Origin of the sequence: Archangium violaceum (genome assembly GCF_016859125.1) — a bacterium.
GTDB classification, from domain to species: domain Bacteria; phylum Myxococcota; class Myxococcia; order Myxococcales; family Myxococcaceae; genus Archangium; species Archangium violaceum_A.
The window spans coordinates 2,585,568-2,604,863 of sequence record NZ_CP069338.1; the positions used below are offsets into that span (position 1 = coordinate 2,585,568).

Genomic DNA, 19,296 nt, shown 5'->3' on the forward strand with positions numbered 1-19,296 from the left:
CCCATGCACAAGGAAGTCGCCGGCGTCCGCATCCCCGACAGCAAGCTCGCGCGCGAGGCGACGGAGCTGGTACGGGACGTCTCCAGCCCGCTCGTCTACCACCATGCGCTGCGCTCCTATGTCTTCGCGGAGCTCATCGGCCGCGCCCGAGGGCTCTCGTACGACTCGGAAGTGCTGTACCTGGGCACGGTGCTGCACGACCTCGGCCTCACCGAGCGCTTCGAGGGTTCCCTGCGCTTCGAGGTGGACGGCGCCAATGCCGCACGGGACTTCCTCGTCCAGCGCGGCGCCCCACTGCAGACGGTCTCCCGAGTGTGGGATGCCGTCGCGCTCCACACCTCGGTGGGCATCGCGGAGCACAAGGAGCCAGAAGTCGCGCTGACCCACCTGGGCATCAGCGTCGACGTGGTGGGCAAGGGCGCCGAGCTCGTCGGACACGAGCGCCTCGCGGGCGTCGTCGCGGCCTTCCCGCGCCTGGCCTTCAAGCGGGACTTCGTCCAGGTGCTCTGCGGCCTCATCCAGCGAAAGCCCCACACCACCTTCGGCAACTTCCTCTCCGACGTCGGCCAGCGTCACCTCCCCGGCTTCCGCCCCCTGGACTTCTGCGAAGCGCTCGAAGGGGCCCCCTTCACGGAGTGACGGTACTCCGCGGGGCCGGTGCCGTGCTGCCGGAGGAAGGCACGGCGCAGGCCGTTCGTGTTGCCGAACCCCACCCGGTCCGCCACGGTCTGGATGGGCAGCTCCGTGCTCTCGAGGAGCCGCCGCGCGGCCTCGACACGGACGGCCTCGACGAACCCGGCGGGCGTTTCCCCGGTCTCCCGCCGGAACACCCGGGCGAAGTTGCGCGGACTCATGTGGACGCGCCGTGCAAGCCGCTCCACCGAGTGGTCCTCGCGCGGATGGTCGAGGACCCACTGCTGCAGCCCCTGGATGGCCGGCAGGTCGGAGAATTGGACCGCCAGCTGGTGGCTGAACTGCGACTGGCCGCCAGGGCGCTTGAGGAAGACCACGAGCTCCCGTGCGACGGACAGCGCGAGCTTGCGGCCGAAGTCCTCCTCGACGAGCGCGAGGGCCAGGTCGATGCCCGAGCTGACGCCCGCCGAGGTGTACGTCGAGCCATCCCGGACGAAGAGGCTGTCGTGCTCGACGGTGACACGCGGATGGGCGTGGGCCAGCGCCCGCGTGAAGCGCCAGTGCGTGGTGGCCCGCTTGCCGTCGAGCAGGCCGGCCGCACCGAGCACGAAGGCCCCCGTACAGATGGAGCCATGGCGCCTGCAGCGAGGGGCCTCCCGGCGTGTCCACTCGAGCACCTCGGCGTCCTTGATGACCGGGGGGATGCCGGGACTGCCGGCGATGAGCAGGGTGTCCATCCTCCCGAGCTCCTCCGAGATGACCCCCGCGGGATGCAGCGCCATGCTCGAAACGGTCGGGATGGGCCCGGGCTTCGTGCCAAGGAGCACGAGCTCATAGCCACCCCCGGTGAGCCGGGCCGCGGCGGCGAAGACCTCCGCCGGGCCGGTGACATCCAGGGCCGCGACTCCGGGATAGGCGAGAAGGGCGACGCGCATGACTCCTTCGCACTGTACCGCCGAGGACCGCGGCCCGGGCGAGCTGCAGTCCATCTGGGTCACCCGGGACGAGGGCGACGTCACCGCCACGGGACGAATCACCCTCGAGCTGGACGGACAGGTCTTGGTCGACGCCCGGCTCCAGGACGTGGCCAACGGGGCGCTGGGCGCGCCGTTCGTCGCCCCGTGAGCCTCAAGTCAGGTGAGCCACCTCCACCACGAGACGGCCCACTTTCAGCTCACGCAGCAGCCGATACCCGTGAGCTGCCTCGTTCGGACCAGGTCACTGCCGTCGTAGCTCTCCCTCCTTATCCATGTTTCGGAGAGAAGGCCTAGCCCGAGCACGTGGCCTTGGGGACAACGGAATTTCCCCTGCTCGTCGAGATCGAAGAGGGTGTTGCCAATCAAGGTGGGTGGAACGATGTCCACCGGTGCGGAGGTGATGGTGAGCTGACGCCAGTCATCGAGCAGCTTCCCCGTCGGATCTCGTACCGGCAGGAACGCGGCTCCTGTGGTGCCATGGGCTTGAAGGCAGGATTGATCCAAAGTCCGTAGGAGAGGTTTTGAAGAGGCGGAGAGCAAGTCCAGACATTCACAGGCAAAGAGGGAGCATCCCTCCGGACGGCGCCTGAAAGAGGGGCGCCGTGGAAGGACAGGAGTGAAGGTACACAGGCCGAACAGCCAGGGGAGAAGAGGCGCGGGAAGGCCGGAGCGGGAGCAGCTGGCGGGCGCTCAGGCAAGTGTGGCCAGACTCTCGGGCAGCACGGCCAGACCCAACAGGCCCTGGTAGAGCACCTCCATGGTGCGTGCGAAGCTTTGGGGCCGTTTGTCGCGAGTCGGCAGGTGCGTGCGCACCAGGGCCAGCAGGTTGTAGGCCAGCAAACGCAGCCAGCTGAGCACCAGGGGTGCATTGCCTCGCAGGCTGGGCGAGGCGCTGTCCTCCTCCAGCACCACGTCCGCTGTCCAGTTGGGCCCGTTCTCAATCCCCCAGTGCCGGCGTACCAACGTCAGCATCCGCTCCGGGGACAGTTGCCCTGTGGGAATGGAGGTGAGGAACAGCCGCGTCTCCACCTTCGGCAGCTCGCCGTCTCTGGTTCGCGTCTGCCTCACCCATACCCATTGCTGGGCGCCGGGAAAGTCCTCCTCTGGCGGCTTGTCCACCACCCTCAACTCCCTCTCCACCCACTCCCCGCTCGTCCGCTCGCGCGTGCGCACCTTCACTGGCGCCACCGCCAGCGCCACCCACGCCTTGTCATGTAGCCGGTGGAAGTTCTCCTTGAGCGCCATCAGGTAGTGCTTGCCCGCCTCCCTCACCACCCGCGCATTGGCCGCGCTCGTCATTCCCGCGTCCACTGTCACGTACTCGAAATGCCGCCCGAACTTCTCCACCACCCGTTTGAACAACTCCGGGAACGCCGTCGCCTCTCCCTGCTTGCCTTCCAGCAACTTCTGGTCGAGCACCGGCTGGGCCGCGCTGCTGGTGAGACTGGCGCGCAGCGCGTACGGGTACCAGTACTCCCGCCCCTGCTCATCCTTCGTCGTGTGGCTCGGCTCGCACGGCGGCTGCCCCGGCGTGCTCTCCCCGCCTTCCCGTCAATGCTGACGACGCCCCGGGCGAAGAGCTCATGGCGTATCAGCCCCACTTCCAGGCCTCGGTGCACCATCTGGTGCACCTCCTGCTCCAACCCCTCTGGCTCCAACTTCCCCAGCAGCCTATCCAACGTCGTGTCGGACACCGGCCGCTTCAGCCCCTCGGGCGCCGTGCCTTCGCGCAGCATGTCCTCCCCCAGCGCCTCGGCATGCCTCAACACCCGCCGCCCCACCGCAATCGCCTGCACCAGCAGCATCAACATCGCCGCCAGCGGGTGCCTCTGTCCCCGGCGGGCCCGGGGGTCCTTTACCTCCTTGAATGTCAGCCCCAGGCTCGCCATCATCCTCTGCACGCGGGAGGGGGTTTCCTGCTCGTCCTTCTTCCCCTTCCCGTTTCCCGCTTGGGGTGTGGAGGGCCCGCCAGCCCTCCCGCCCCGGTTTTTCTTCCCACTCATCCTTCTCCTCCCCGGACCTGTCCGGCCCGTCTCCGGCTCTGTGCTGGCGCTCCCCCTCGCGATCAGCCCGCGGCTGCTCGCCTCCGGTGGGCGCCTGTAGGCGGGACTATACTTCAGCCGTAGGCCCGGGTGGGATGACCTCTCCCGTGGGACTTTGAATCAAGCCTGGGGCTTGAAGGGCGTGGGCCAGCCGGCTCGAGACGACGCTCTCTCTGGCGATGGTGAAGCTCAGGTCCCGCTTTGGAATGCTTTCTGGATCCAGGTGTAGAGCCGTGGATTGGCGAGCCCCCGCGCCGCAGAGCGAGCAGGCCTCCGATTCGTCATATTCCGTCCCGCTTCCCAGACTCCTGCCAGGGTTTCCCGGCAGCATGTTTGCCTCTGGTTCTGGAATCCTGAATTCGATGCTCTCTCTCATGTCAGGGCTCGACTCCGATGAGCTGGGGGATGGGATATTGAGAGTAAAGATTGAGTAGGATATCCCGAAGCTCCGTAGGCTCTGGTGGCCGTTTGTCGTAGCTCCATGCGAGCCCCATTGGGAGGAAGGTGGCCCATTCATCGCGTCCACCTGCTTGTGTCCAGCCTTGCACCAGAAGGCTCGCCCTCGCTGGAGCCAGGGCCACGTCCGTACTCTCTACGTGCGTACGGGAGAGGCTCTGAGCCACCCCAGGAGCATGATGACTCCCAGCAGCAGCAGTCGCATCGAAGAGACTCCTTCCGGGCAGCGTGCAGAAGAGGGCGTTCAGGGTCGCACTGCCAGAAACGAGGGACGAGCCGTTGAATGGGGGGGAGTTGACCTTCTAACGCGGCCGCTCTTCCACGAGCATAGGACGGAGTGAAGGCCTGTTGAGAGGTGGAGGACTGGAGCGGAGGGGCCGAGGAGGACCGCTGACGGGGGCCGCCCGAGCAGTGCCGCAGTTGAGGAGACACCGCGACGGCGCGGTCCCGTGCCTCGCCGCGCGGGGACGCCCGGCCGGTGCTACTCCCACCCGTTGAGCCATCCTCCGCGAGAAAGAAGGTCGATGGCTTCGTCGATGCCGTGGGGGGCCTTCGCCGCCAGCTCGTCCAGATCGTCACCCAGAAGCGCGCGCATTTGAGTCGGTACGAACACCAGGTCGATGAACTTGGCGGCGACTGGCAATGCTCGCTCGATGGCCTCGGTGGCTCCTGCTGACTGGCCCCCGATTGCCTCCGCGACGAGTTGTATACCACGGTCCCGTCCAATGCCGTCCGTGAGCCGAGCGAGCTCCGGCAGGCGATACGCGGTGGTGATCACCACTCGCATCAGGGCAACCACCCGGGGCTGAAGTGCATGGGCCAGGATGCCGCTCGCCACGGTATGCAACCGCTCGCGCAGCGTCAGGCCGGCTGGGAGGTCCATGGACGGTGCGAGCATGCTCGCGACGTTGTGGCGGACGACCGCGGTGAACAGCTCTTCCTTGTTGGCGTATCGCGCATAGATGCTGGCCTTGCCCGCGCCGGCCTGAACCGCGACCTGATCACAACTCGTCGCATCGAAGCCGAGGTGCAAGAACAAACGTGTCGCCGCCTCCAGGATACGGCGATCGACTTCGCCGGCCTGCTCCGCCGACGGACGACCACCCCGGCCCCTTCGCGCCGCCGGAGCCTTGGGGGGAGAGGTGCTTTTCCCTTGCATGACCGGAGCGCATAGGCTAATTCCCCGCTCATTGCAACTGAACGTCATCGTTCAGTTTCTTCATCGAGGGGAGTTGTGACGTGGCCAGGATGACGCTCGAGGAGTGGAGCAGCGCGCACGAAGTTGAGGGGGCGCCATGAGGGACGGGGCTGGCCAGCTCATCGTTCTCGCGGGGGCAACCGGAGACCTGGGCGGACGGCTCGCGAGCGCGTTGACCCGGAGGCACGCGCGGGTCCACGCACTGGTCCGGGTGGGCACTTCGGAGACGAGGAAAGCCGCGGTGCTCGCTACTGGGGCGACCCCCATCGAAGTCGACTTCGACGACGCCGCGGCGCTCGAACGCGCCTGCACCGGCGCCGCCTGCGTCGTTTCCGTTCTCAACGGGCTGGAACCGACGATCATTGGCCTGCAAAGCCGGCTGCTCGACGCCGCGGTCGCGGCCGGCGTGCCGCGATTCATGCCGTCTGATTTCTCGCTCGACTTCACCAAGACGCGGCCGGGCGACAACCGCAACCTGGACCTGCGTCGCTCTTTCATGGCTCGGGTCGACCAGGCACCCATTCGCGCGCACTCCGTGTTGAATGGGATGTTCATGGATCTGCTGACGGGAGATGCCCCCATCATCCTGCGCAACCGCCGCCGGATCCTCTACTGGGGCGATGCCGATCAGCTGTTGGATTTCACCACGAAGGACGATGTGGCCGATTACACCGCCGACGTCGCCCTGGATGCCGACGCGCCTCGCTTCCTGCGGATCGCCGGACACTCCGCGAGCCCCCGTGACCTGGCGGGCATCATGACGCGACTGAGTGGTCAACGCTACGCGCTGTTCCGGGCGGGCGGGCTGGGGCTGTTCAGTGTTGTCATCAAGATTGCCCGCACGCTCACACCCAAGACGGATGAGCCATTCCCCGCTTGGCAGGGGATGCAATATCTCCGCGACATGTCGAGCGGCCGGGGCAAGCTCTCCCCCCTCGATAATGAACGGTATGGCAAGACGAATTGGACGTCCGTCGAAGACGTCCTCGCCGGCCCCGTGTAACACCCCCCCTGAACTGGAGTGCTCCTGATGACTGGCCACATCGAGCCGTTTCACCTGTCCGTGCCGCAATCCCAACTGGATGACCTGCGTGCGCGGTTGATGAACACCCGCTGGCCCGATCCAGAGACGGTGGAGGACACCCGCCAGGGTCCGCCGCTCGCCAGGATCCGTGCGCTCGCGGAGCGGTGGCGCGACGGCTATGACTGGCGCCGGTGCGAGGCGCTGCTCAACGGCTTCAGCCAGTACCGCACCGAAATCGACGGACTGGGCATCCATTTCCTGCACATCCGCTCGCCCGAACCAGACGCGTTGCCACTCCTCATGACGCATGGCTGGCCAGGGTCGGTGCTGGAGTTCCGTGACGTGATCGGGCCCCTCACGAACCCGGCCGCGCACGGCGGCAAGGCGTCCGAGGCATTCCATCTTGTCATCCCGTCGCTGCCGGGGTTTGGCTTTTCCGACAAGCCCACCGGGCCCGGGTGGCACATCGGGCGCATCGCCGGCGCGTGGATCACGTTGATGCGGAGGCTGGGCTATGCGCGTTGGGCCGCGCAGGGCGGCGACTGGGGCGCGGGGGTCACGACGATGCTCGGCTACATGGCGCCCGCCGGCCTGATCGGTGTCCACCTCAATATGGTGATGTTCCAACCGACCGGCGAGGAACGTGCGAACGCTGACGCTCACGAGCAGAAGATGCTCGCTGACGCGCAACGCTATGACGAGCAGTTCTCCGGCTATTACAAGCTCCAGAACACCCGGCCGCAGTCTGTCGCGTTCAGCCTCGCGGACTCACCTGTCGGACTGGCCGCGTGGATCTATGCGCTCTTCCAGGACGTCTCGGACAGCGGCGGCGAGCCGGAGCGCGTGTTCACGCTCGATGGGATGCTGGACGACATCATGCTCTACTGGTTGCCCAACGCCGGGCCGAGCTCCGCGCGCTTGTACTGGGAAAGCGCACAGGCGATGAAGCAGGGTAGCATGCCGGCCCTGCCAATGCCAACGCCGGCCGGCATCAGCATGTTTCCCGGCGAGCAGGTGCGGCTGTCCCGGCGCTGGGCGGAGCCCCGCTTCGCCCACCTCGTCCACTTCAACGAGTTGGAGCGGGGGGGGCATTTCGCGGCGCTGGAGCACCCCGCGGCCTTCGTGGAGGAAGTCCGCGCCACCTTTTCTGGCCTCCGGTCGCGCGGGTGACAGCGCTCACCAGACGGGTCTGGGAAACATTGCTGTCCATGGCTGTTGGAGCCCCAGGAGAAACCATGTCAAGGGGCTTGGTCGGGGAGCGCCCACCGTATGAGGAAGAGCCGTTTCGAGCCCGCAGGGCTCGTTCCAGGAGCGCTCGCGCTGCTGCTCGTGCGCGGGAATGAAGCTCCGAGGTGTGTTGGATGGCCGGCCTCTCACAATGACAGGCAGGAGGCTCGGCCCCCCTTGACGGCTCGAGCGACCGGGGCCGCTGGGCGCTGCGTCAGTAGGCACTGAAGTGCGGAGGGCTCGCTCCCCGGGTGCGTGGCGGGAAAGTTCGTTTTCTTATATCAAGAAGCTTTCGCATGGACGGCGCATCCAGGCGCATGCGAAACGTATGAGACCTCTGGAACCGAAGAGTGCACATGGCTCGTCACGTTCGCCACCACTGGCTGGGTCTGGGGTTCATTGCGCTCGCGGGTCTGCTGAGCGCCTGTACGGGCGAGCCCGTGGCGGATGGCTCTGGGAACAAGCCCGATCCGATGGGGCAGGCGGCCGCGATGATCGTCTACTCGCCTCGGGGCGGGCCCGTGGACGAGTCGGGCTTCATCTCGCTCGGGCCACCGGAGGCACTGGGCGGGCGGGTGCTCGAGGGTGACCCGCGGATCTTCGCGCGCGTCGACTACAGCGCGAATGGCGTGACGGCGGGGCTCTTCAAGGCGACGACGGGCACGCTCGAGGTGGCGTTCCCCTTCACGGAGCACGCCACCATCCTCGAGGGGGAGGTCACCATCACGGACGGTACGGGCCAGAGCCACTCGTTCAAGCCGGGCGACAGCTACTTCATCCGCCAGGGACAGGTCATCGTCTGGGAGGTGAAGGATAAGCAGGTTATCAAGTCGTTCTTCAACACCGTCGAGCCCCAATAGGCTGGTGGCATGATCCGCTCTTCGCCCTACGGGAAACACGCGGTCGAACTCGAGCCCACGGGAGAGACCGTCCAGGGGCAGGCGCTCTTCCGCCTGCGGGTCGATGGCATCCGCATGGAGTCCACGCGCTACACCCTGGGGGCGCAGTCCCTTGGGGTACACGTCGGCCTGGCCACGCCCCAATGAGGTGCGCGGCAGGGGCCTGGACCTCTTGGCTGTCTTGCTCCTCAACACCACGCGGCCTGGTGTGGCCCTCGCGCTGGGGCCAGCCTCGCACCTGCCGGGGGCAGGCCCTGGTGCTCCACACCGCTGCCTGGGGCTCCACGCTCCCCTCCTCCGCTCCCGCTTGGGGGAACTCGGTTCTGCGCAATGGCGTGGGGATACTCGGTCAGCGGCCTGGACGGGACGCACCGCTGCCCTCCATGGCGGACGGGCTGGGCGCTGTCCTGGAGTGGTGACGGGGGCGGCGTGGGCGCGCGGACGGTGCGGGAGCTGCACCATTGTGGTCGACCTGCGTTTCGCGTGAGGCAGCCCGGCACTGCTCCCCCCTTGGAGCCACTGCGAGGACTCCAAGGAGGGATAGACGATGTCGACACGGCCGATGACGCCGCTCGGGAAGGAGGGCTCGCGGAGCGGCGGCTGACCTTCTTGCCGAGCTGGTTGAACAGGACTTCAGGAGCGTTTGGGAACGAGGAGCAGGGTGTGTAGTGGGCGTCGCCGTTGGCGTTGCGGTCGTTCGGGTATGAATCGGGGGGGGTGCCGCCGAGCAGGATGGCCGAGGCGGTTTCGGCAGGCGCGAACGGGTCGGGGTTTGAGTTGTTGAGCGTCGAGTTGCTGTTGTACCACCCGAAGAAGGCATGGGAATGCATCCAGCTGTCGCGCTGCAGGTAGAATTACGAAAGCCATCAACATCAAAAGCCGCGCCATTCCGGGCGCGCTGATTGGTCCATGGGAGTGCTGGGATTCTCAGGCCCTGGGTACCCACCAGCCCTCCGCGGCTGCGTTCCGCGGGGACGCCAGCGCGTCCCGGGACGACGCTTCAGGCGCTGGCGCTCTTCGCCGAGCGGCTCGTGTCGCGCGGTCGCTATCGGCAGGGGTGTGGTTCTCATCCTGAGCACGCCCCGAGGGGAGAACGAGACCTCCCCGCCGTCCCGGGGGTGGCGTCCCACCGGTGTTCAGGTGCTCCCCCGTCGGGCTCAGGCGTCGTCGCGGGGGAGGAAGCTGGGGTTGAAGACCACCTCCCAGAGATGCCCCTCCGGGTCCTGGAAGTACCCCGCGTAGCCCCCCCAGAAGGTCCGCCGTGCCGGCTTCACGATGGTCGCGCCAGCTTTCCTGGCCTGCTCCATCACCTCGTCGACCTCCCGTTCGCTGGAGACGTTGTGACCGATGGTGACGTCAGGGGAGCCGCGGGCCGACCGCGCGAGCCCCGTGTCATACGCGAGGCCATCGCGCGACCAGAGCGCCAGCTTCAAGCCGGGCTGCAAGTCGAAGAACGCGACCGCGCCATGCTCGAACTCGGTGCCCATGACGCCCTCGGTCGGAAGACCCAGACCATCGCGGTAGAAAGAGAGAGACCGTTCCAGGTCATCGACGCACAGGGTGACGACCGATATCCTTGGCTTCACGTGCAACCTCCAGGTTGGGTGTCGAGGTGAGCACCGTGCGGACGCACGGCGGGCACCTCCAATGTCATCGCGTGGGACATGATGCAGGGCGGGCATGGTGGCGTCTTGAACGGAGCGGACAATCCCCGGCCGAACGGGGCCACGCTCGCACAGGCAACCGGCGACTACCGGCAGTGGCCGGCCATTGAACCGCTCCAGGAGGTCTTCGCCTACACGTGGGTCCACCGCTTGCCGGAGGCGAGCGCTCCCGTCCTCGTCGTCCCCGACGGCAGCATCGACCTCCAGTTCGTCGATGGTTCCTGGCGCATCGCCGGACCGGATTGCGAGCCCCAGGTCGAATGCGTTTCCGCGGGTGCGACCGTGGTGGGATTCCGCTTTCGGCCCGGGTGCGCGTCCAGGTGGCTGGGGGTCAGCGCGCATGAGCTCCTCAACCAGCGCCCGCTCCTGGAGCAGCTGTGGGGGTCGAGGGTGCGACGCCTCGCCGAGGCCGCGGAGGAGAGCCGCGACCCGGCAGCCCTCACCCGAGCCGTCGCGTCCCTCGTGGCGCACCACCGCCCGGCGCGCAGCTCGGCCGATGCGTTTATGGGCACGGCGTTCGCGCTGCTGTCGGGAGGAGCGCCGGAGGGCACCCCGGTCGTTCGCTGGCTCGCGAGTGAGCTCGGAATGGGGGAACGGACACTGCGGCGGAGGTTCGACGAGCACTTCGGGTATGGACCGAAGACGCTCGAACGCATCCTGCGGTACCAGCGATTCCTCCACCTCGCACGCCAGGCGAAAGGCAGGTCCCCGGCCGCGCTCGCGCTCGAAGCGGGGTATGCGGATCAGTCGCATCTGAATCGGGAGAGCCGCCGGCTCGCCCGCAGCACACCCGGCGAGGTCGAGAAGCTCCTGTCCATCACCGGACCCTCGAGCCGCTCATCCGCGACGTCGCCGACGGGAAGCTTCGGATCCTCATCCGCCTGAAGCTCCCGCTGGCCGAGGCCATCGCCGCATCCCCCAGCAGCGTCACCCTCCCCCGCCCCCACGTAGAGACAGCTACAGACCTCCTCCTCAACAACGCTCGGAGAGGCCGATTCTCACCCAGGCCAACCGCTTCATCCATGCGCATCGGCTGGACAATTCGGCGGAGCGGGTGCGGGCGCATTTGTCCAGCGGCTCGAGGTCGGTCGGACTGACAGGTCGCCCGGGTGATGGAAAAACGGAGGTCGCCAACCAGCTCGTCGCCACCTTGGAGAATGCCCACCTCGTGAGGCTCCCCATCCAGGAGCTGTCGTACCTGAGTGACCACTGGAGCGATGCCTTGACCAGCCTCGTCACCCAGGTCACCGGCCATGCGCCGCCTCCCAAGACGGACTTCCGCCTGCTCTTCCAGCTCGCGGCACATGCCTTGATGGAGGGGGGGCTGAGGCCTTTCTCGTCATCGACAACGCGGACATCCCTCCGCCGATCCCTCTGCGTGACTGTCTGCCCGCCGGGCCTTTCGCATGTGTTGTCGTGGGAGCGGGGGCTCAGGACGTGGAGGCCGAGGTCAAGCTGAATCCCCCTTCGGAGTCCGAGTTCGTGGAGATCGCCAGGAAGGATCTCGATACCCACGGCCATGCTTCGCTCACGGACAAGCAGGAGGAGCTCCTGCGAGACATCGGAAAGGAGACGAGCTACTGCGCGCTCGTCGCCAAGTGCGTTGCGAGCACCTGCGGCATCCAGACGCTGACGACGGATCTGCAAGAGCTACGAAACGAGATGGGGTCCGGCAAGTACACGGATGTCGACCAGAAACTGGAGGTCACTCTCCAGCGCTGCTGGTGCGCCCTCGATCCGCTCGCACAGGAGCGCGTCGCCTTTGTCGCGGCACTCGGTGAGCCCGAGGTACCGGAGACCTGGCTACCACGCAGGCTCGTCCTTCAGGGAGGACTGCGGGTATGGCGACTCCTGGACCGGGTGGGCGCGACTGAACGTGACACGTCTCCAGAAGGCATTCGTCTGCGCATTCATCGTCTCGTGGCGGCCTGGGTACGCAACCACACGGAAATTGATGTCACGGAGGAGGTGCTCACGACCTGAAGCATCCCCTCTGTCAGGCGACAGGAATTTTTGACCCCCTTACGTCACTAAAACTGACCCCCTCCCGGAGCCCCCTGAACCAGGGAGGTAACCTCGATGGGAGAGACGGCAGCAGTTGTGGCACCCCGCGCAGCGGAGGTGCCGATGGTCGAGCAGGAAGTGGTGCGGCGGATACGGGTGCTGGCGCAGGCCGGTTGGGGCCACAAGCGGATAGCGCGCGAGATGGGCGTGGCGGCCACCGGGTGGAGATTCCTGGCGCGCTCGACGCGAATCGGGCCTCCCGCGCCGCGCAGGTGGCTGGCCCCGTCCTCCCAGCCCTCCGACTTCTTGAACGGGGGTAGAACGGATTCGTAATCCCAGGACCTTCGCGGCGAACGCGCATCCATTCTGTCGCGTCACGAATGGGTAAACGAAAATCTTTGCTTCAGGCATTTCCCCAAGCGACATCACCAGGGGCAAACGGCATCGCCGACACTCCCATCATGCAACGTGTGCGCCCCACTTCCTTTTTCCAAGATATTGATATTCGCAAGCACACACGGTCGAGCTCCTTTCGTTTGTCTTGCACACGAGCCTCGCTCATCCGGCCAATCACTGCCGGTACTCGAAGAACTCCAGGACCGTAACCCGAAAAAATCCGAGCTCCCCTCCTTCATCCCGAACAACCCCTCGAAAGAGGAAGACCGGGCGCGCCCGGAGGAAAGGTCAAGAGCCGATGAACAAGATCTGGAAACCAGGCCTTCTGGCCCTGCTGTCGCTGGTGGTGCCGGCGGGAGAGAGCCTCGCCGGGACGGCGGACTTCACCGTTCAGTACCAGAACTACAATGCCGCGGGACCCAACGACGACATCGTCGAAGCGGGCATCCAGCTGCGCAACAACACCGCGGCCTCCATCCCCTTGAGCAGTATCGTCGTGCGCTACTGGTTCACGAACAACGGTGGGGCGGCATCGCCGGCGTGCTGGTGGTGGAAGACGGCGGACTGCGCGGGCATCACGCTGACGAGCGGGAGCGTGTCCGCCACGGGGGCCGATCAGTACGTGGAGGTCCGCTTCACCAGCGCCGCCGGGAGCCTGGCGCCGGGCGCGACGAGCGTGCCCATCGATCTGGGCATCACCTTCGGCACCCCCGTCAACGAGACGGATGACTACTCGTACGGAAACCAGACCACGTTCGCCAACTGGAGCAAGATCACCGTGCACGACGCGGGCTCGGCGCCCCTGAGCGGCCTGCGCGGCGGCACGCCTCCCAGCGCGAGCGGAGGTGGCGGTGACGGCGGCGGAGGCGGCACGGTGTCGGCCGAGTTCTTCGATGACTTCAGCTACTCGAGCACGTCGGATTCCGGGTTCCAGAACTGGTGGCAGTTGCGCAGCTACTCGGGCGGCCCCGGTGTCAGCGGCGCGCAGTGGCTGCCGTCCAACGCCTCGCTGGTGAATGACGGCACCAGCAGCAACCGGCTGCTGCGGCTGCGGGGGAGCACGAACGGGACCGCGAGCGGCTCGACCCAGGTCGAGGTCCTCTCCAGGGCCCAGAAGTTCCGCTACGGAACCTACGCGTCGCGGTTCAGGTTCAACGACACGACGCTGTCCGGCCCGCGCCTCTTCGGCGACAAGTACGTGGAGACCTTCTTCACCATCACCCCCTACAGCTCTCCCAACTACTCGGAGCAGGACTTCGAGTACCTGCCCAACGGCGGCTGGGGACAGGGCAATACCAGCACCATGTTCCTGACGTCGTGGGACCGGAACAAGGGCTCCCGAAGCAACCAGGTCTCGGCGAGCCATGACGGGTGGCACACGCTCGTGCTGCACGTGTCCCCCTCGGGCATCGTCTACTTCATCGACGGCGTGCAGCGGGCGTCCCACGGCCCCGAGTACGCCCCGACGATCGGCCAGTACATCGCCTACCAGCTGTGGTTCATCGAGCTGGACACGAGCAACAACACCTCGCGCACGTACTACGAGGACGCGGACTGGGTGTACTTCGCCAAGGACGTGCTCCTGTCGCCCAACGAAGTGGCGGCGAAGGTGGCCGGCTTCCGCTCCGCCTCCGTCACCCGTAGGGACACCGTGCCCTGAGCGGTCCCGACGCAGAGGGTGCATGCCCGCCGCGAGGAAGCGTCCGACAGCGGACACTTCCTCGCCCGCTGGGACACACACTGGGAGTGAAAGCGGAATATAACTCAAGTCGGGTATTTCGGAGTTGCCCCCAGACATCCGAAGTCCCCACTCCCGCAATCCCTCCCGCGAAGGAGCACCCATGCGACGACTGCTGAAACCAGCCGTTTGTCTCTCATTGCTGCTGACGTCCCAGGCCTGGGCCATCGATCCACCCAGGCCCCGCACGTCCAGCTCACTGGCGAGCCGGGCCTTCTTCAAGCCGGAGCTGTCCCTCCCCAGCGGCCATGTTCCGCTCCGGGACGCCCTGCCCCGCATGAGCCGTGAGAGCGAGAGGGCCTGGGACGACTTCTTCGCGCGCAATGGCCGCGCGTTCGAGGTCTACGTGGACAGCATCACCGGCGCGGCCACCAACATCCAGGGCGCCATCCCCCTCATCCCCGGAGACGGCGTGGACAACACGCTCACGCTCTCCGGCCTGAGGCAGCAGCTCGGACGCTCCGTCAGCAAGGTGGACGAGGCCGTGGTGGCCGACCTGCTCCTCGCGTTCATCCGGGCCAACCACGAGGCCATTGGCGTGGACCTGGAGCAGCTCGGAGAGCCCCGCGTGACGCAGGTGACGGAGCACCTGTGGCAGGTCTCCATTCCCCAACAATTCAAGGGCATCCCCGTCCGCCATGGGCGGCTGGCCGCCACCATCAGCCACGGCAACCTCATCCTCCTGGGCACAGAGAACTGGAGCAACGTCGACATCGCTCCCCTCCCCTTCGTGTCCGCGGACGGCGCGGTGGTGACGGGCAACGAGCAACTCGGCCTCTACGAGAGTCCTCCCGAGCAGTGGCTGGCGCCGACGCTGGAGATCGCTCCCGTGGCCCGGAAGGACGCGCGCTTCGGGAGGGGACAGGGCCACCAGCTCGTGTGGACGTACGGCTTCCAGAACCCCGACGAGCGGGAGCAGTGGAAGGTGACGGTCGACGCCACCAACGGCGAGGTGCTCGCGCTGGAGGACGACAACCACTACCTCGACCAGAACATCCGCGGCGGCGTCTACCCGCTGACCAACACCGGAAGCTGCACCGCCACCGCCACGTGCGGGTCGATGTTCTCCAACACGCCCATGCCGTGGGCCAACACGGGCCTCGCGTCGCCGAACAACTACACCGACGGCGCGGGCATCTTCGACTACACCTCCGGCACCGCCACCACGGCCCTCAATGGAAAGTACATCCGGGTGAGCGACAAGTGCGGCGCCGTCAACGCCTCCGCCTCGGGCTCCATCAACCTGGCGGGCGCCAACAACGACCATGACTGCACGGTGCCGGCGGGCACCTCCGCTGGAAACACGGCCGCGGCACGGAGCTCCTTCTATGAGCTGAACCGCATCGCCGAGGTGGCGCGTGGCTGGCTCCCCAACAACGTGTGGCTCAAGAGCCAACTCACCGCCAACGTGAACATCGTCAGCACCTGCAACGCGTTCTGGAATGGGTCGTCGGTCAACTTCTACCGGAGCGGCGGCGGCTGCCGGAACACGGGAGAGCTCGCCGCCGTGTTCGACCACGAGTGGGGCCACGGCCTGGATGACAACGACGCCGCGGGGGTGATGAGCAACTCCAGCGAGGCCTACGCGGACATCGCGGCCATCTACCGCCTGCCGTCCTCGTGCGTGGGCTATGGCTTCTTCCAGACCGTCGACGACGGCTGCGGCATGACGCCGGACGGCACGGGCTACAACGTGAACGAGGCCCAGACGGGCGCCGCCTGGTGCACCACCCGCTGCTCGGGCGTGCGCGACGCGGACTGGGGAGCCCATGCCAACGCCACGCCCGCCACGCCCCAGAACTTCGTCTGCAGCCGCTGCACCTCCGGCACGGGCCCCTGCGGCAAGCAGGTGCACTGCGCGGCCTCTCCCGTCCGCCAGGCGGCGTGGGACCTCATCGCCCGGGACTTGAGGGCCGCGCCCTTCAACCTCGACGCCAACACGGCGCAGATCATCGGCAACAAGATCTTCTACCAGGGCAGCGGCAACGTCGGCGCCTGGCACGCGTGCAGCTGCAGCGCCGGCACCTCGGACGGCTGCGCCGCCACCCATGGCTACAAGCAGTGGCTGGCCGCGGATGACGACAACGGCAACCTCAACGATGGCACGCCGCACATGACGGCCATCCACGCCGCCTTCAACCGGCACAACATCGCCTGCACCACGCCGGCGCCGGTGAACAGCGGCTGTGCCGCCGGCCCCACCGCCGCTCCGACGATCACCGTGACCGCGGGAACCGGCCAGGTCTCCGTGAACTGGGGCTCCGTCGCCGGGGCCAGCGAGTACTGGGTGATGAAGTCCGAGGGCTTCGCCGCGTGCAGCTACGGCAAGGTGCGCACCGCCACCGTCACGGGCACGAGCTACACGGACGGCGAGGTGATGAGCGGCCGGCAGTACTGCTACTCCATCGTCCCCGCGTCCTCGAGCGCCTGCTACGGCGCCGCCAGCACCTGCACCTGCGCGACGGCGCTCTGACCTGAAGAACCTCGTCGGCGCGACCGCGACTCTCACGCGCGGTCGCGCCGGTACCTCACGTCGCTAGAGGTGCTGGAACGTCACCTGCGAATTGCACGGGAAGTCGCCCACGAGGACATCCGACAGGTCGATGTTGTTGCCCATGGAGTCCTTCGGGAAGCCGACGCCACCCCACGGCGCGCCCGAATCGAACCGGGTGAAGCCTCCCGAGGGCGTGTAGACGGGATAGCCGCCGACCGCATCGGGCGTGGAGGTGATGGTCATGTTGGCGCAGCTTTCGGGCGCGCCGGGCGGGAAGGTGATGCCCACCTCCTGCTCCACGTTCGCCCGCGTGTTGTAGAGGGCGATGAACAGCGCGTCCGACTGCACGGTGTCCGTCCTGGTGAGGTACGTACCCGCGGCGTTCATGAGCTGCAGGTTGACGGTGATGCCCGGCGGCGTCGGTGAGCCGCTCGGGTTGTAGCAGGACTCGTCGAAGCCCACGAACTGGACGATGGTGCAGGCGGGGGCCGTCTTCTCGATGTCCGCGTTCCACGTGCCGAGCCCGCCGTTGGTGGGGACGAGGTTGCCGGGCCGGGAGGCCGGGCCTCCGATGAGGGTGAAGTTGGTGCCCGTGGAGGTGGGGTTGAAGTTGGCGTTCTGCTCGACCCAGCGATTCGTCGTGTTGTCGAACCGCCACATGGCGGCGCGGCACTTCTTCTCGAGGACACAGGCCGGCATGGTCTTCACCTGCGCGGGGACGCGGAGGAAGACCTGGGCCGTCTTGTTCTGCCCGAGGTTCACCGCGCCTCCCTTGCTGTCCGTCGCTCCGACGAAGAAGGCGCCGATGGACTCCAGGGCGACCGTCTTGCCGCTCGCGTTCACCGCGGTGAAGTCACCCGGCATGCTGAGCGGGGCATAGGTCGCGACGGAGACGAGCACCGTGTCCGTCACCGGCTGGCCGGCGGCGTTGACCAGCGAGTTGGCCGGAATGGAGATCTGGACGTCCGCCGTCTCGATGACGCTGTTCACCGTCGGGTTGATCTGCCGCACCGTAGCCTGCGGCAGGACATGGACGGCGTTGAGCTTGCCCGCGCTCAGGAACTCCGTCACCGGCCCATAACCCGCCTTGTTCACGTTGAGGATGTAGCCCTCGGACGCGGCCGTCACGGAGACGAAATACTTGCCGGAGGAGTCGGTGGTGCGGTTGACGCCGTTGAGGGTGACGGTGGCGCCGGGAATGGGCTTGCCGTAGGCGTCCTTCACCGTGCCGGTGAAGACCGCCGAGGCCAGGGCCGCCTCTCCCTCGCGGAGCTCCTCGGACACGGGCCCGGAGGACCGAGCGTCAGCTCCTTCGAGGCAGCCAAGCGAAAGCATCGCCGGAGCCAGCATCGCGAGCCACCACCTCTTCATCGCTGTCATGACACGACCTCCTGGGGTGCGAGTGATGTGCGCCGGCGCCAAAGACAGACAGGGCTCCGACACAGCGACTTCAAGCTAGTGAAAAGAAGAACAACCCACACTCCGCGTATGTCAATCACTCCCGGTAAATGTCCACTATCGGATAGAGGCGCGCCCTGGCGGTGCGCACGCGAGGGGGAAACCTCAACGTCAAGCTCGGACGCGGGGCCTTCCAAGGGAAGTTATGTTGCCGTGATGCTTCTGCCGCCCCTGGCTCCCGATGCCTCCTTCGCCCCGCTCGTGCTCGACTCCGACGAGCCCCAGGCCCGCCGCTTCCGCATGAGCGCGGGCTTCGAGTCCTCACGGAGGGGCGGAACGTACGGTCCCCACTCCTGCTCGGGCAGCGCCCAGTTCTCCCTGGCGGGCTGGGACGACATCCAGGAACGGCTCGGCCGCCCGGCCCCCGAGAGCCTCTACGTGCTCGATTTGCGCCAGGAGTCCCATGGCTTCCTCGACGGAGCGGCGGTCAGTTGGTACGCCCGGCACAACTGGGGATGTGTCGGGCTCGCTAAGGACGAGGTGCTTCAGCTCGAGGAGCTGCGGTTGCGGCTCCTGTCACGCGCGGAGACCGTCTGGGTGGGGGATGCCCGCGCGCTCAAGGAGGGCCGCGGACCTCACTTCACCGAGTGGACACCGGAGCACGTTCGGACGGAACAGGAAGCGCTGGGCCTGCCCGAGGGACACTACCTGCGCCTTCCCGTCACCGACCACCTGCGCCCCGATGATGCGGTCATCGACCGCTTCATCCACTTCATCCGGGACCTGCGGGGCGAAACGCACCTGCATTTTCACTGCCGGGGGGGCAAGGGCCGCACGTCCTTCTTCCTGACGCTCCTGGAGCTGCTCTGGAACGCGGAGCACCTGCCGCTCGAGGCCATCCTCGAGCGCCAGCAACAGTTCAACGATTACGACCTGCGCAAGAGGCCGCCCCCGGACAGCTACAAGGCGGCCTTCGCCCCCGAACGGCTCGACCTGCTCACGCGCTTCCACGACTACGCCCGCGCGAACCCGGGGGGCCGCCCCCTCTCCTGGACGCAATGGCCGCTATCGGAACGAGGCCTTTGACCCCCTCTGCGGCCCGTGAAGGCTTGCGTGCGAGACACCTCCTCCATCAACGTCCCACTC

General features: G+C 67.0%; 16 protein-coding genes and 2 pseudogenes. 12 read left to right on the forward strand and 6 right to left on the reverse strand.

Translation table 11 applies throughout. The annotated features are described in order from the left end of the window. Positions 1-3: 3 nt before the first annotated feature. Positions 4-639 (forward strand): HD domain-containing protein, encoded by a 636-nt coding sequence (locus JQX13_RS11095; protein WP_203408998.1) that lies wholly within the window; start codon positions 4-6, stop codon positions 637-639. Here the strand turns inward: JQX13_RS11095 and JQX13_RS11100 are convergent. After that, complete coding sequence (locus JQX13_RS11100; protein WP_239014685.1) at positions 573-1,568, reverse strand: GlxA family transcriptional regulator; 996 nt, start codon at positions 1,566-1,568, stop codon at positions 573-575. The two genes, JQX13_RS11095 and JQX13_RS11100, sit on opposite strands and share 67 nt — an antisense overlap. Here JQX13_RS11100 and JQX13_RS11105 point away from each other — a divergent pair. Next, a complete protein-coding gene (locus JQX13_RS11105; protein WP_203412654.1) occupies positions 1,567-1,758 on the forward strand; it encodes a hypothetical protein in 192 nt (63 codons plus the stop codon). The genes JQX13_RS11100 and JQX13_RS11105 overlap by 2 nt on opposite strands. A gap of 542 nt (positions 1,759-2,300) precedes the next feature. Here JQX13_RS11105 and JQX13_RS11110 read toward each other — a convergent pair. From JQX13_RS11110 to JQX13_RS11120, 3 genes and pseudogenes are all read right to left on the reverse strand, one after another. Further along, on the reverse strand, positions 2,301-3,065 hold the full coding sequence (locus JQX13_RS11110) for an ISAs1 family transposase (RefSeq protein WP_239015279.1): 765 nt from the start codon (positions 3,063-3,065) through the stop codon (positions 2,301-2,303). Positions 3,066-3,298: 233 nt separating this feature from the next. Next, positions 3,299-3,613: pseudogene (locus JQX13_RS56220) on the reverse strand (hypothetical protein); the annotation flags it as partial. Between the two features lie 976 nt (positions 3,614-4,589). Continuing rightward, on the reverse strand, positions 4,590-5,267 hold the full coding sequence (locus tag JQX13_RS11120) for a TetR/AcrR family transcriptional regulator (protein ID WP_203409000.1): 678 nt from the start codon (positions 5,265-5,267) through the stop codon (positions 4,590-4,592). A gap of 136 nt (positions 5,268-5,403) precedes the next feature. Between JQX13_RS11120 and JQX13_RS11125 the strand changes: the two genes are divergently transcribed. The 4 genes from JQX13_RS11125 (at position 5,404) to JQX13_RS11140 (ending at position 8,603) form a co-directional block, all read left to right on the forward strand. Next, the gene (locus tag JQX13_RS11125; protein WP_203409001.1) at positions 5,404-6,309 is read left to right on the forward strand and encodes an NmrA family NAD(P)-binding protein; all 906 of its coding nucleotides are present in this window, start codon (positions 5,404-5,406) and stop codon (positions 6,307-6,309) included. 27 nt (positions 6,310-6,336) lie between these two features. After that, positions 6,337-7,500, forward strand: coding sequence for an epoxide hydrolase family protein (locus JQX13_RS11130; protein WP_203409002.1), 1,164 nt, complete (start codon positions 6,337-6,339; stop codon positions 7,498-7,500). 413 nt (positions 7,501-7,913) lie between these two features. After that, on the forward strand, positions 7,914-8,417 hold the full coding sequence (locus tag JQX13_RS11135) for a cupin domain-containing protein (protein WP_239014686.1): 504 nt from the start codon (positions 7,914-7,916) through the stop codon (positions 8,415-8,417). Between the two features lie 9 nt (positions 8,418-8,426). Then, on the forward strand, positions 8,427-8,603 hold the full coding sequence (locus tag JQX13_RS11140) for a hypothetical protein (RefSeq protein ID WP_203409003.1): 177 nt from the start codon (positions 8,427-8,429) through the stop codon (positions 8,601-8,603). A 1,010-nt stretch (positions 8,604-9,613) separates the two neighbouring features. Here the strand turns inward: JQX13_RS11140 and JQX13_RS11145 are convergent. Further along, a complete protein-coding gene (locus JQX13_RS11145; RefSeq protein ID WP_203409004.1) occupies positions 9,614-10,042 on the reverse strand; it encodes a VOC family protein in 429 nt (142 codons plus the stop codon). A gap of 105 nt (positions 10,043-10,147) precedes the next feature. On the opposite strand from JQX13_RS11145, the gene JQX13_RS11150 reads away from it, so the two are divergent. The 5 genes and pseudogenes from JQX13_RS11150 (at position 10,148) to JQX13_RS11170 (ending at position 16,731) form a co-directional block, all read left to right on the forward strand. Further along, positions 10,148-11,005, forward strand: a complete 858-nt coding sequence (locus tag JQX13_RS11150) for an AraC family transcriptional regulator (protein WP_203409005.1) — start codon at positions 10,148-10,150, stop codon at positions 11,003-11,005. 531 nt (positions 11,006-11,536) lie between these two features. Beyond that, positions 11,537-12,103 carry a hypothetical protein gene (locus JQX13_RS11155; protein ID WP_203409006.1) on the forward strand — a complete coding sequence of 189 codons (567 nt, stop codon included), beginning with the start codon at positions 11,537-11,539 and terminating at the stop codon, positions 12,101-12,103. 96 nt (positions 12,104-12,199) lie between these two features. Then, positions 12,200-12,337 (forward strand): annotated as a pseudogene (locus JQX13_RS56225) (IS21 family transposase); the annotation flags it as partial. 481 nt (positions 12,338-12,818) lie between these two features. Continuing rightward, on the forward strand, positions 12,819-14,180 hold the full coding sequence (locus tag JQX13_RS11165) for a cellulose binding domain-containing protein (protein WP_203409008.1): 1,362 nt from the start codon (positions 12,819-12,821) through the stop codon (positions 14,178-14,180). Positions 14,181-14,361: 181 nt separating this feature from the next. Then, complete coding sequence (locus tag JQX13_RS11170) at positions 14,362-16,731, forward strand: PepSY domain-containing protein (protein ID WP_203409009.1); 2,370 nt, start codon at positions 14,362-14,364, stop codon at positions 16,729-16,731. A 63-nt stretch (positions 16,732-16,794) separates the two neighbouring features. Here JQX13_RS11170 and JQX13_RS11175 read toward each other — a convergent pair whose 3' ends face one another. Next, positions 16,795-18,132: a carboxypeptidase regulatory-like domain-containing protein gene (locus JQX13_RS11175; protein WP_203409010.1), complete on the reverse strand. Its 1,338-nt coding sequence runs from the start codon at positions 18,130-18,132 to the stop codon at positions 16,795-16,797. A 234-nt stretch (positions 18,133-18,366) separates the two neighbouring features. Between JQX13_RS11175 and JQX13_RS11180 the strand changes: the two genes are divergently transcribed. After that, on the forward strand, positions 18,367-19,236 hold the full coding sequence (locus tag JQX13_RS11180; RefSeq protein WP_203411981.1) for a protein tyrosine phosphatase: 870 nt from the start codon (positions 18,367-18,369) through the stop codon (positions 19,234-19,236). Positions 19,237-19,296: the final 60 nt, after the last annotated feature.